This window comes from Amycolatopsis sp. NPDC051102 (assembly GCF_040682815.1).
Lineage (GTDB): Bacteria > Actinomycetota > Actinomycetes > Mycobacteriales > Pseudonocardiaceae > Amycolatopsis.
In genome coordinates, this window is record NZ_JBFBBT010000004.1 from 308893 (window position 1) to 321347 (window position 12455).

The 12455-nt window shown below is 72.9% G+C and carries 11 protein-coding genes; 10 read left to right on the plus strand and 1 reads right to left on the minus strand.

What is annotated here, in order from left to right; translation table 11 throughout:
- The first annotated feature begins 155 nt into the window (after nt 1-155).
- Entirely contained in the window at nt 156-3926 is a 3771-nt protein-coding gene (locus AB0M93_RS15840) for a hypothetical protein (protein WP_364274346.1), read from the plus strand.
- Nucleotides 3927-4116: 190 nt separating this feature from the next.
- Here the strand turns inward: AB0M93_RS15840 and AB0M93_RS15845 are convergent, their stop codons facing one another.
- Nucleotides 4117-6231, minus strand: a complete 2115-nt coding sequence (locus AB0M93_RS15845) for an ATP-binding domain-containing protein (RefSeq protein WP_364273656.1) — start codon at nt 6229-6231, stop codon at nt 4117-4119.
- Between the two features lie 124 nt (nt 6232-6355).
- On the opposite strand from AB0M93_RS15845, the gene rsmD reads away from it, so the two are divergent.
- The 9 genes from rsmD to rnc all read left to right on the plus strand — a co-directional run bounded on the left by rsmD (nt 6356) and on the right by rnc (nt 12374).
- Complete coding sequence (gene rsmD, locus AB0M93_RS15850; protein WP_364273659.1) at nt 6356-6916, plus strand: 16S rRNA (guanine(966)-N(2))-methyltransferase RsmD; 561 nt, start codon at nt 6356-6358, stop codon at nt 6914-6916.
- Between the two features lie 42 nt (nt 6917-6958).
- On the plus strand, nt 6959-7444 hold the full coding sequence (gene coaD, locus AB0M93_RS15855) for a pantetheine-phosphate adenylyltransferase (RefSeq protein WP_364273662.1): 486 nt from the start codon (nt 6959-6961) through the stop codon (nt 7442-7444).
- A gap of 140 nt (nt 7445-7584) precedes the next feature.
- A complete protein-coding gene (locus AB0M93_RS15860) occupies nt 7585-8277 on the plus strand; it encodes a ribonuclease domain-containing protein (RefSeq protein ID WP_364273665.1) in 693 nt (230 codons plus the stop codon).
- Nucleotides 8278-8337: 60 nt separating this feature from the next.
- Nucleotides 8338-8841, plus strand: a complete 504-nt coding sequence (locus AB0M93_RS15865; RefSeq protein WP_364273668.1) for a SigE family RNA polymerase sigma factor — start codon at nt 8338-8340, stop codon at nt 8839-8841.
- Entirely contained in the window at nt 8838-9491 is a 654-nt protein-coding gene (locus AB0M93_RS15870; RefSeq protein WP_364273671.1) for a hypothetical protein, read from the plus strand. Before AB0M93_RS15865 ends, AB0M93_RS15870 begins: the two co-directional genes overlap by 4 nt.
- Nucleotides 9492-9601: 110 nt before the next feature.
- The gene (locus AB0M93_RS15875) at nt 9602-10330 is read left to right on the plus strand and encodes a DivIVA domain-containing protein (RefSeq protein ID WP_364273674.1); all 729 of its coding nucleotides are present in this window, start codon (nt 9602-9604) and stop codon (nt 10328-10330) included.
- A 423-nt stretch (nt 10331-10753) separates the two neighbouring features.
- Complete coding sequence (locus AB0M93_RS15880; protein ID WP_364273677.1) at nt 10754-11356, plus strand: YceD family protein; 603 nt, start codon at nt 10754-10756, stop codon at nt 11354-11356.
- Nucleotides 11357-11428: 72 nt separating this feature from the next.
- A complete protein-coding gene (gene rpmF / locus AB0M93_RS15885) occupies nt 11429-11611 on the plus strand; it encodes a 50S ribosomal protein L32 (protein ID WP_013223689.1) in 183 nt (60 codons plus the stop codon).
- A gap of 13 nt (nt 11612-11624) precedes the next feature.
- Nucleotides 11625-12374: a ribonuclease III gene (gene rnc, locus AB0M93_RS15890; RefSeq protein WP_364273680.1), complete on the plus strand. Its 750-nt coding sequence runs from the start codon at nt 11625-11627 to the stop codon at nt 12372-12374.
- The last annotated feature ends 81 nt before the right edge of the window (nt 12375-12455 follow it).

The following is a 12455-nucleotide window of genomic DNA, read 5'->3' on the forward strand; positions in this document are numbered from 1 at the left end:
GGGTCAACGCCCCGGTGCCCCGGTTGCTTCCCGGCCGGTGGTGACGATCTTCACGCCGCTCTCGCCGAACGGCCACGAACCGGCCCGCGACCGGGCTACGGTGGGCAAACCGGAAACGGAAAACAGGAGGACGGGTGCCGCGTCCGGAACGACCTTTGGACCCCCGGGACGATCCGCTGACCGAATTCGCCGCCGATCTGCGGCGGTTGCGCGAGAGCGCCGGAAATCCGACCTACCGCGAGCTCGGCCGGCGCGCGCACTACTCGGCCGGCACGCTCTCGGAAGCCGCCGGCGGGCGGAAACTCCCCAGCCTGGCGGTCACCCTGGCCTACGTCCGGGCCTGCGGCGGGGCACCGGCGGAGTGGGAGGAACGCTGGCACGCCGTCGCCGACGAGTCCCGCCGGGACGATGCCGGATCTCCACCCGGGCCGGACGCCGGGGAAATTCCGCCGTACGTCGGGCTGGCCGCATTCACCCCGGCCGACGCGGACCGGTTCTTCGGGCGCGAGCGGCTGGTCGAAAAGCTCGTCGGACGGCTGGAAAGAAATCGGTTTCTCGCCGTTCTCGGCGCGTCCGGCTCGGGGAAGTCGTCCCTGCTGCGGGCCGGGCTGCTGCCCTCGGTCAAGGGGCCCGTCGTGCTGCTCACCCCGGGCGCCCGGCCACTGCAGGAGTGCGCGGTCAAGTTCGCCGCCGCCCTCGGCGTCCCGCCCGGCGCCCTGTTCGACGACTTCGCCGCGCACCCGCGCAACCTCGGCCTCGCCGCCCGCCAGCTGGCCGAGGGCGGCGACACCGACCTCGTCCTGGTCGTCGACCAGTTCGAGGAGGTCTTCACGCTCTGCCAGGACGAGCAGGAGCGGGCGCGGTTCCTCGACGCGCTGCTCACCGCGGCCACCGAGCCCGGCAGCCGCACCCACGTGGTCCTCGGCATCCGCACCGACTTCTACACCCACTGCGCGCGGCACGCCCAGCTCGCGGAGGTCCTGCAGGACGCCCAGGTCCTGGTCGGCCCGATGACCACCGAGGAGCTCCGGCAGGCCATCTCTCGGCCCGCCGTCGACGCCGGGTACCGCGTCGAGACGGCGCTGGTCTCCCGGCTCGTCGCGGACGCCACCGGCCAGCCCGGCGTGCTGCCCCTGCTTTCCCACGCGCTGCTGGAGACGTGGCGGCGGCGTCGCGGCACCACGTTGACGCTCGCCGCGTACGAGTCGGCCGGCGGTGTCGAGCGGGCCATCGCGCAGACGTCCGAAGTCACCTTCGCGAAGCTCTCGCCGCGTCAGCAGCAGCTGGCGCGGCAGATCTTCCTCCGGATGACCGCGCTCGGCGAAGGCACCGAAGACACCAAGCGGCGCATCGGCCGCGCCGAGCTGGACACCGACGACGAGGACACCGCCGTCGTCCTCGGCGAGCTGGCCGCGGCCCGGCTGGTCACCCTCGACGACACCGGCATCGAGATCGCCCACGAAGCCCTGATCCGCGGCTGGCCGCGGCTGCGCGGGTGGCTCACCGAGGACCGCGACGGCCTGCGCGTCCACCGGCAGCTCACCGAGGCGACCGACGCCTGGGAGGCCGTCGGCGAGGACCCGGGCTGGCTCCACCGCGGCACCCGGCTGGCCGTCGCCCGGGAGTGGGCCGCGCGCCAGGATTCGGCGCTGTCCCGGCGGGAACGGCGGTTCCTCGACGCGAGCCTCGCCGTCGAGCACGCCGAGCAGGAGCGCGACCGCCGTCGCACGCGGCGGCTGCGTCAGCTGGTCGCGCTGCTGGCCGTGCTGCTGGTCTTCGCCGTGGCCGCCACGATCTACGCCGTGCGCGCGGAGACCACGGCCACCGAGCAGCGCAACGACGCGCTCGCCCAGAAGGTCGCCAATCAGGCGCTGGCCATGCGCGCCACCAACCCCGCGCTGGCCGCGCAGCTCGCGCTGGCCGCGTACCGCCTGGATCCCGGGCCGGACGAGCGCAGCGGCCTGCTCGGCATGTTCGGGTCGCCGTACTCGACGCGGCTGACCGGGCACACCGGGCGGGTCAACACCGTCGCCCTCCGCCCGGACGGGCGGGTCGCCGCCACGGCCAGCTGGGACGGCACCGCGCGGCTCTGGGACGTCCACGACCCGCACCACCCGGTGCCGCTCGGCGTGCTCACCGGGCACACCGGCAACGTCAACAACGTCGCCTTCGCCGCCGACGGCCGGACCGTCGCCACCGCGGGCTTCGACGGCACGGTCCGCGTCTGGGACGTCTCCGACCCGGCCCGCCCGGGCCCCGGCGCGATCATCGAAGAGCACGCGGGCAAGGCGTACGCGGTCGCGTTCAGCCCGGCCGGGCCGATGCTGGCGACCGCCGACGTCGAGGGCACGATCCGGCTGTACGACACCACCGACCCGGCCCGCCCGCGGCCGTCGGGGGAGCTGACCGGGCACACCTCCTACGTCAACAACCTGGCCTTCAGCGCCGACGGCCGGCTGCTCGCCTCCGCGTCGGCCGACAAGACGGCGCGGGTCTGGGACGTCGCTTCACGGCGTCAGCTCGGCGTCGCGGCCGGGCACACCGACGTCGTGCACTCGGTCGCCTTCGCCCCCGGCGGGCACACGCTCGCCACGGCGAGCCAGGACCAGACCGCGCGGCTGTGGGACGTCACCGACCCGGCCCACCCGGCGCAGCTGGCCTCGCTCACGACGCACAAGGCGATCGTGCGCTCGGTCGCGTTCACCGCCGACGGGCGCACGCTCGCCACCACCGGCTTCGACCGGACGGCCCGGCTGTGGGACGTCGCCGACCCGCGGCAGCCGCGCGAGCTGCCGTCCCTGCCCGGGCACACCGGCGCGGTCGTCTCCGCGGTGTTCACCCCCGACGGCCGCACGCTGGTCACGGCCAGCGACGACCAGACCGCCCGGCTGTGGGACCTGCCCGCCCCCGGCATCCCGGCGCACACGGCCCAGGCGTGCCACGTCGCCTTCGGGCCCGGCGGCAGGCTCCTGGCCACCGGCGGTTACGACGAAACCGTGCGGCTGCACGACCTCACCGACCCGCACGCGCCCCGGACGACGGCGACGATCGACGGCTTCGGCGACGCCGTCTGCGGTGTCGCCGTCAGCCCGGACGGCCGCACCCTGGCGACCGGCAGCTGGGACCACACGATGACGCTGCGGGACATCACCGACCCGGCCCGCCCCGGGCCGCCCGTGGTGTTCAACCGGCTGCACGACGACATCGACGCGGTCGCCTTCAGCCCCGACGGCCGGATCCTCGCCACCGCCGGCGACGGTCACACGGCCCGCCTCTGGGACCTCGCTGACCGCACGCACCCGGTGGAGAGCGCGAAGCTCGAAGGCCACGAGGACGACGTCCACACGCTCGCCTTCAGCCCCGACGGCCGGACGCTCGCCACGGCGGGCTGGGACCACACCGCCCGGCTCTGGGACGTCTCGGCGCCACGGGCGCCGCGGCTGCTCGCGAAGCTGACGGGCCACACCGACACGGTGTTCTCGATCGCCTACAGCCCCGACGGCCGGCACGTCGCCACCGGCAGCGCGGACCGCACGGTCCGGCTGTGGGACGTCGCGGACCCGGCGCACGTGCCGCCCCCGGTGGTGCTGAACGGCCACACGGACATCGTCATGTCGGTGTCGTTCAGCGGCGACGGCCGGACGCTGGCGTCCGGCAGCTACGACCGGACGATCCGGCTGTGGGAGGTGGCGGCCGGGGCGCCGTACGCGGTCCTGCCCGAGCAACGCGATCGCGTCTACGCCGTGCAGTACGCACCCGACGGCCACACACTGGCAGGAGCGGTCGGGGACGGCACGGTCCGGCTGTGGGAGGCCGACCCCGGCCGGGCGGCCGCACGCATCTGCGCGGCGGTGTCGCCGCGGATCACCGAAGCTGAGTGGGCGGCGAGCCTGCCGGGCCTCGAGTACGCGCCGCCCTGTCCCTGACCGGGAAACCTGTTGTTCGGCGTTGTTGTTCGGTGGCCGGACGCGGACACCGAACAACCCGGATCGGCTAGACATGCCCTCGGGCGAGCTCGCCCCCCAGACGTTCATTTCACCGGGGGTCTGAAGGGCTCCTTCGAGGGCACGGGAACCCGCCTCCCGTCCCGCGAAGGAGCCCTTCAGCGTTTCCGCGTCAAGCCGCCGGGATCCAGTCCGGGTTCGAGGCCAGCACGATCAGCTGCTGCGTCGCCCGGGTCAGCGCCACGTACAGCACGCGGCGGCCGGTCGTCGACTCCGTGATGAGGTCCACCGGCTCCACGAGCACCACCGCGTCGTACTCCAGGCCCTTCGAGTCCAGGCTGCCCACGACCTTCAGCCGCTCGTCCGCCTGGCCCGCCAGCCAGCCGGCGACCTCCGGCACCCGGTCCATCGCCGTGATGACGCCGACCGTGCCCTCGACCGCGCCCAGCAGTTCCTTCACCGCCGCCTGCGTCGCGGACGCCAGCCCGGCCGCCTCCACCGGGCGGACCTCCGGCTCGACCCCGGTGCGGCGGACCGCCACCGGCAGCTCGCCGGACTCCGCGTGGCCGGCCACGACCTTCGCCGCCAGGTCGAAGATCTCCGCCGAGTTGCGGTAGTTCGTGCGCAGCGTGAACCGGCGCCGGGCCGTCTTGACGCCGAACGCCTGGTCGCGCGCCGAAGCCGCCTCCGCCGGGTCCGGCCAGGAGCTCTGCACCGGGTCGCCGACCACCGTCCAGCTCGCGTACTTGCCGCGCCGGCCGACCATCCGCCACTGCATCGGCGAGAGGTCCTGCGACTCGTCGACGACCACGTGCGAGTACTCGTCGTAGTGCTCCGGCCGCGTCGGCGCCCCGCCCGAGCGCTCCGGCTCGACCTCGATCACCTGGCGCCGCTTGCGCTTCGGCGGCGGCCCGATCAGCACGCGCAGCTCGTCCAGCAGGGCGATGTCCGCGATCGACCAGCCCCGGGACCGGTCCGCGAAGTCCGCGGCCAGCATCGAGATCTCCTGGCGGTTCAGGATGCCCTTCGCCGCCGACGCCAGCCGCTTCTCCTCGCCCAGCCACTTGAGGATCTGCGCCGGGTACAGCACCGGCCACCACACGACCAGGAAGCGGTGGAAGTCGATCCGCTCGCCCAGGTCGGTGATCAGCTCGGCGCGGTCGATCTGCCTGCCGTCGTCCTTCGCGTGTGCCTCGGCCTTCGCGGCGAGGGCGTCCAGCAGCAGCTCCGCCGCCCGGATCCGCGACCGGTTCGGCGGCGCGCCCTGCGTGTGGGCCTTGCGGCGGATCTTCTCCAGCTCCCGCGCGTTCAGCTTCAGCACTTCGCCGCGGTAGACGATCCGCATCTCCTCCGGCGCGTCCGGCGGCGTGTCGCGCAGGGCCCGCAGCAGCACCTTCCGCACCCGCAGCGACCCCTTGACGGCGGCGAGCGGCGCCGCGTCCTGGCGCGTCGCCTCCAGGCCGTCGAGGACTTCGCCGAGCGCGCGCAGCTCGACGTTCGTCTCACCCATGGAGGGGAGGACCCGCGAGATGTAGCTGGTGAACACGCCCGACGGCCCGATGACCAGCACGCCGGCCCCGCCGAGCTGACGGCGGTAGCGGTAGAGCAGGTAGGCGGCCCGGTGCAGCGCGACCGCGGTCTTGCCGGTGCCCGGCCCGCCGGTGATCTCGGTGACGCCTCGCCAGGGCGCCCGGATGACCTCGTCCTGTTCCTTCTGGATGGTCGCGACGATGTCGCGCATCTTCTCGCCGCGCGAGCGCCCCAGCGCGGCCATCAGCGCGCCCTCGCCGACGATCTGCATGTCCTCGGGCACGGCGTCGGCGATCAGCACGTCGTCGTCGACGTCGAGGACGTTCTGGCCGGAGCAGCGGATCACGCGCCGCCGCACGACGTCCATCGGCTCCTCGGCCGTGGCCTGGTAGAACGCGGCCGCGGCGGGTGCACGCCAGTCCGTGACGAGGTTGTCGAATTCGGCGTCGCGGATGCCGAGCCTGCCGACGTAGGTGCGCTCACCCTCGCGGTCGTCGAGCCTGCCGAAGACGAGGCCCTCGTACTCGGCGTCGAGCGTCTGCAGCGTCTGGTTGGCGTGGTAGACCATCATGTCGCGCTCGAACAGCATCGACGCCTGCTCGAAGATCGCCTCGCGCTGCGCTCCCTGGCCGATCTCGTAGCCCTTCGTGCGCATGGCCTCGGCCTGCACCCGCAGTTCGTCCAGACGGGTGTACACGCGATCGACGTGGGCTTGCTCGATGGCGATCTCGGCCCGTCTGACCCGAGGTTCGGACACGCATGGCTCCTTGACAGCTTTGGGAACGCCTCCGAGGGCGAAGAAGGACTCTACGCGGTGGCATCGGCGGGGACACCCGTGTCCCGGTCATCCGCGCCGCACGCGTTCCCCGCACAATCGGGGGGTGACCAGGATCGTGGCCGGGACGGCGGGCGGACGGCGGCTGAAGGTGCCGCCGAAGGGCACCCGGCCGACGTCGGAACGCGTGCGGGAAGCCCTGTTCAACGCCCTGGAGATGGCGGGCGAGCTGGACGGCGCCCGCGTCCTCGACCTCTACGCCGGGTCCGGCGCGCTCGGCCTCGAAGCGCTCTCCCGTGGCGCGGCCGACGCGCTGTTCGTGGAGGCCGACCGGCGGGCGGTGGACGTCCTGCGCGGCAACGTCGCGGCGCTGGGCCTGGGCGGCACGGTCCGGGCCGGCCAGGTCGAGACGGTCGTCGCGGCGCCCGCGCCCGCCCCGTTCGACCTCGTGCTCGCCGATCCGCCGTACGCCGTCGACGCGGCCGCGCTCGGGTCCGTTCTAGCGGCGCTGGCCGCGGGCGGCTGGCTGGGCTCGGCGGCCCTGGTGGTGATCGAGCGCGCCGCCCGCGACGGCGAGCCGGACTGGCCGCCGGGCTTCGAGCCGACGCGGGCGAAGAAGTACGGCGACACAGCCGTCCACTGGGCGGAGTACACCGCTGTGGCGTGAGCCACGCGCGCGAACCGGGTCCGGCACGGTAGCGTCCGCGCCATGCGGCGTGCGGTCTGTCCCGGTTCCTACGATCCGGCCACCAACGGCCACCTCGACATCATCGAGCGGGCCAGCCGGCTGTTCGACGAGGTCGTCGTCGCGGTGGGGGTGAACCGGTCGAAGAAGGGGCTGTTCGAGGTTTCCGAACGGCTCGACATGCTCCGCGAGATCACCGCGAAGCTCGGCAACGTGCGGGTCGATTCGTGGGAGGGCCTGCTGGTCGACTACTGCCGCGACAACGACATCGCGGCGGTCGCCAAGGGCCTGCGCTCGGTCAGCGACTTCGACTACGAGCTGCAGATGGCGCAGATGAACCGCGAGCTCACCGGCGTCGAGACGCTGCTGATGGCGAACAACCCGGCGTACGGCTTCGTGTCCAGTTCGCTGGTCAAGGAGGTCGCCGCGCTCGGCGGCGACATCGAGCACCTCGTCCCGCCGGTCGTCTACGAGCGTCTCTCGGAGAAGTTCCCGAAGCTGCGGGGCTGATCCTCCCCTGAGTCCTCATCGGACTCCGCTGTCCGGTTCCCGTCGTTCGGCCCCGTCCGTTCGTCGGGACTTCGGCCCGGGGGCGGCGGAGTTCACGTCGACGTCTCCTGACGATCATCCGATCGGGTTACGGTCCGAAAATGACCAACTACCGATCGCGCCTGGCCGCCGTGCTGTTCGCGCTCCTGGCGACGCTGTTCGCCGGGGTCACCGCCGCGTCCGCGGCGTCCCCCGCCACCGTCGCGCAGAACTCCTGCGGGAACCTGTCCGGCTTCTCGCACACGACGCTCTCGGCGCTCCCGGCCGAAGCGACCACGACGTACAACCTGATCCAGACCGGCGGGCCGTTCCCGTACCCGAAGAACGACGGCGTCGTCTTCGACAACCGCGAAGGCGTCCTCCCGGCCTGCGCGTCGGGCTACTACCACGAGTACACGGTCCCGACGCCGGGCTCGAGCACCCGCGGCACGCGCCGCATCGTGACCGGCAGCGCCGGCGAGTACTTCTACACCGGTGACCACTACGCCACCTTCAAGGTCATCGACGTCGGCGGCGGCACCACGCACGCGTGCGGCGACCTCTCGGGCCTGGCGAAGATCGGCTACTCGCAGCTGTCGTCGGCGGCGAAGACCGTCGTGAACAACGTCCGCGGCGGCACGGCCACCGGCACGACGTACGAGAACCGCGAAGGCGTGCTGCCGACCTGCGCGTCGGGCTACTACAAGCTGTTCACCGTCGGCACGAACGACCGCGTGATCTCCGGCGGGGCGGGCGAGCTGGCCTACACGCCGGACCACTACGCCACGTTCAAGCGGATCGACCTGAATTCCTGACCCCCGTGCAACGCGCCGCGCCCCCTCGTCCGTGAGGTACACGAGGACGAGGAGGCGCGGATGCGGGCTGCGGAGGACGCGGGCTTCCGGGAGTTCGCCGCGGCGCGGGCCCTGGCGCTGAGGCGGACGGCGTACCTGCTGTGCGGCGACTGGCACCTGGCGGAGGACCTGGTCCAGCTCACGCTGATCAAGCTGTACCGGGTCTGGCCGAAGATCACCCGGCGGGGGCCCGTCGACAACTACGCCCGGCAGGTCCTGCTGCGCTGCTGGCTCGACGAGGCCCGGCGGCCGTGGCGGCGCCGCGAACGCCGGGACGGCGTCGTGCCGGACCAGCCCTCGCCGTCTCCCGAGACGGGGATTTCGGGTCCGCTGCTGCGCGCGCTCGCCGAAGTCCCGCCGAAGCAGCGCGCCGCCGTCGTCCTCCGCTACTGCGCCGACCTGCCGGCGGCGGAGGTCGCGCAGGTGCTGCGCTGCTCGGAGGGGACCGTCCGGAGCCAGGCCGCCCGCGGGCTCGAGACCCTCCGGGGCGTGCTCGAGCAGAGCGCGGAGAGGAGCGCGTGGTGACCGACCTCGCAACCCGCCTGCGGGACGTGGACCTCGCGGAACCCCCGCTGGGCTTCGACACCGACGAGCTCGCCGACCGCGCGGCGCGCCGCGTCCGGCGGCGGTCCGCCACGGTGGTCCTCGCGGCCGTCGTGGCGCTGGCCGCGCTGCTCGTGCTCCCGGTGCGCGAACGGGTGGCGCTCGTGCCGTCGCTCGCGGAGCAGTCCCGGATCCGCTCGGCGCTCGCCGAAGCCGTCACGCGGGCGTTGCCCGGCGTCCGCGACCTGGCCCTTTCACCCGCCGGGGCCGGGCCGGCGCGGATGAGCGTGACGGCCGAGTTCGTCGACGCGGGCGGGCGGCCGGGTGACTTCCGGCTGACCGTGCGCGGAGCGGGGGCCGCCCAGGAGGTCGTCCCGGCCGGCGGGCTGTGCACCTGGACGGACCAGGTGCCGCACTGCGTCCGGCTCCCGCAGCCCGGCGGCGGCGTCCTGGTGCTGTCGGAACTCGTCTACAAGGACGTGGACGGCAACCCCGTGCCCGTCGGCATCAACGGGTTCCTCTACCGCCCCGACGGCTCGACGGTGATCCTGACCGGCGGCCTGCGTCTCCAGCTGACCGAGGAGCAGCTCACGAAGGTGATCACCGATCCGGCACTGGCGCTGCCGCAGTGACTCCGGCGCCGGGCGTGGTCCAGGGGGACACGCCCGGCGCCGGTCGCGTTCACCGCTTCGGCGCCCGATGCGGGCAGACTGGGGCACAGCGACAGGGGATTGGAGTTGCCGTGTACCGGGTTTTCGAGGCGCTCGACGAGCTCGTGACCATCGTCGAGGAGGCGCGCGGCGTCCCGATGACGGCCAGCTGCGTGGTGCCCCGGGGGGACGTGCTCGAACTCCTCGACGACGTCCGCGACGCACTGCCCGCGGAGATCGACGACGCCCAGGACGTCCTCGACAAGCGCGACGACCTGATCCACGCCGCCCGCAAGGAGGCGGGCGAGACGGTGGCGGGCGCGAACGCCGAGGCGGAGCGCACGATCGCGGAGGCGACCGACGAGGCGGAGCGCATCCTCGCCGACGCGCGCGCCCGCGCAGAGCAGATGCTCGCCGACGCGCACGACCAGGCGGACCGCACGGTGGCGGCGGGCCAGGCGGAGTACCAGAACCTGACCGACCGTTCGCGGGCGGAGTCCGAGCGCATGATCCAGGCAGGCCGCGACGCGTACGACCGCGCAATCGAGGACGGCCGTCAGGAGCAGGCCCGCCTGGTGGCCCAGACGGAGGTGGTCCAGGCCGCGCACGCGGAGTCGGCCCGCATCGTCGACGAGGCCCACGCGGAGGCCGACCGCCAGCGCGCGGACTGCGACGCGTACGTGGACGGCAAGCTGGCGGAGTTCTCGGAGCTTCTCGCGACGACGCTGCGGACGGTGGACTCGGGCCGCAACCACTTGCGGTCCCCGGCGAACCTGCCGAGTTCGAGTGGGCGGCCGACGCTGTACGACTACCAGGTGTGACGAGACTCTCGGTCGGGTTGGTTTTCTGATTCGCTCTTGGCCGGTTGGGCTGTTCGTACGCGGGCTGGGTCGCTGGGCTGTGTTCCGCGGGCTGGGTCGCTGGGCTTTTCTTCCGCGGGCTGGCTCGTCGGTGAGCCGCCTTCGGCGGGGTGTCCACAGCCTCGGCCGGATGTGGACAACCAGCCCGCCCACCAGCGCAAACCGCGGCTTTCGTCGGCGGCCGCCGATAGGCTGGACTCGGGGACGCCCCCCAGGGAGGGCGGGGAGCGCGCGAGGGGCCGCCCGCCCTGCCACCTCCGCATCCACCCCGCGCCCACCCCGGTGAGCCGAAGGCCACACCCGCGGTCCGCCACCGGCACCACCACCACCGCGCTCGAGGTGCCAGCGCAAAACGGGTGGCGACCAGTGCGTACCCTGGACGGGATGTCCGAGAACAAGACCCCCCAGCTCGACGACCGCAGCCCGTGGGTGATCGACACCCGTGAGCTCGGCCGTCACGCCGGCCTCAGCCGCGCCCTCACGCGCAGCGTGCCGGTGGAGACGCCGCTCGGCGTCCCCGATGTCATCACCATCGAAGCCGGCTCGGAGCTGGAACTCGACCTGCTCCTCGAGTCGGTCGTCGAAGGCGTCCTCGTCAGCGGCACCGCGAAAGCCGTCGCGAAGGGCACCTGTGCCCGCTGCCTCGACCCGCTGACCGAGGAGGTCGAGGTCGAGGTGCAGGAGCTGTTCGCCTACCCCGGCTCGGCCACCGAGGAGACCACCGAGGAGGACGAGATCCCCCGGCTGGTCGACGACCGGATCGACCTCGAACCCATCGTGCGCGACGCCATCGTGCTGGCCCTGCCGCTGGCCCCGCTGTGCACCGAAGACTGCGCCGGGCTCTGCATCGACTGCGGCGTCAAGTGGGCCGATCTCGAGCCCGGACACGGGCATGAGAAGATAGACCCTCGGTGGGCCGCACTCGTCGAGCGATTCGACGAGAACGCGGGCGAAACGCCTGCGCCGGGCCCCGCTGAGCAAGCCTGACGAGCGCCAGCTCGTTCCGGAGGAAAGTTCGCTCGCACGACCGCGAGCAGACCGTCATAAGGAGATCTACTCGTGGCCGTCCCGAAGCGGAAGATGTCGCGATCCAACACGCGCTCCCGCCGCAGCCAGTGGAAGGCGGCTCCGGTGCAGCTGGTGCCCTGCTCCAACCGCGCCTGCAAGCAGCCGAAGCTCCAGCACATCGCGTGCCCGTCGTGCGGCCAGCACAACGGCCGCCAGGTCGTCGAGCCCGCCTGATCGGGTAGCCGACATGGGGGGCAAGACGCCCGGGGGACCCGCAGCCGATCCGGCGCCGTTGCTCGAAGCGCTCGGGGTCGTCCTCGACCCCGAGCTGCTCCGGCTTTCGCTGACCCACCGTTCGTACGCGTACGAAAACGGGGGGCTGCCGCCGAACGAGCGGCTGGAGTTCCTCGGTGATGCCGTGCTCGGCCTCGTCGTCACCGATCACCTCTACACCACCCACCCCGACCTGCCCGAAGGTCAGCTCGCGAAGCTCCGCGCCAGCGTGGTCAACATGCACGCACTGGCGCGGGTGGCGCGCGGGCTCGGCGAGGGCGGGCTCGGGGCACACCTGCTGCTCGGCAAGGGCGAAGAGCTCACCGGCGGCCGGGACAAGGCGAGCATCCTCGCCGACGGGCTGGAGGCGGTGATCGGCGCCGTGTACCTCGCGCACGGCATCGAGATCGCGCGCAAGCTCGTGCACCACCTCTTCGACGGCCTGCTCGCCGAAGCGCCGCTGCGCGGGGCCGGGCTCGACTGGAAGACGAGCCTGCAGGAGCTGACCGCGTCAGCCGGGCTCGGCGTGCCCGAGTACAGGGTCGAGGACACCGGGCCGGACCACCGCAAGGAGTTCACGGCCACCGTGCTGGTCGCCGGCCGTCCGCTCGGCCACGGCACCGGGTCGACGAAGAAGGAAGCCGAACAGAAGGCCGCCGAGACGGCCTGGCGTTCGCTGTCCGCCGAACTCGAGGCGCAGAAGAAGGACGACGCGGAGTCCTGATCACCGGGAACCCCCCGTTGACCATTTCCCGAACCGCTCAGTAACGTGTGGCGTTCCGCCGCGCTCGCACCACGACTGAGA

What these genes read in the sequence shown, in the direction of transcription:
- AB0M93_RS15860 (WP_364273665.1), top strand. Translation starts at nt 7,585, where the DNA reads ATGACCAACTACCGATCGCGCCTGGCCGCCGTGCTGTTCGCGCTCCTG.
- AB0M93_RS15865 (WP_364273668.1), top strand. Translation starts at nt 8,338, where the DNA reads ATGCGGGCTGCGGAGGACGCGGGCTTCCGGGAGTTCGCCGCGGCGCGG.
- AB0M93_RS15880 (WP_364273677.1), top strand. Translation starts at nt 10,754, where the DNA reads ATGTCCGAGAACAAGACCCCCCAGCTCGACGACCGCAGCCCGTGGGTG.
- coaD (WP_364273662.1), top strand. Translation starts at nt 6,959, where the DNA reads ATGCGGCGTGCGGTCTGTCCCGGTTCCTACGATCCGGCCACCAACGGC.
- rnc (WP_364273680.1), top strand. Translation starts at nt 11,625, where the DNA reads ATGGGGGGCAAGACGCCCGGGGGACCCGCAGCCGATCCGGCGCCGTTG.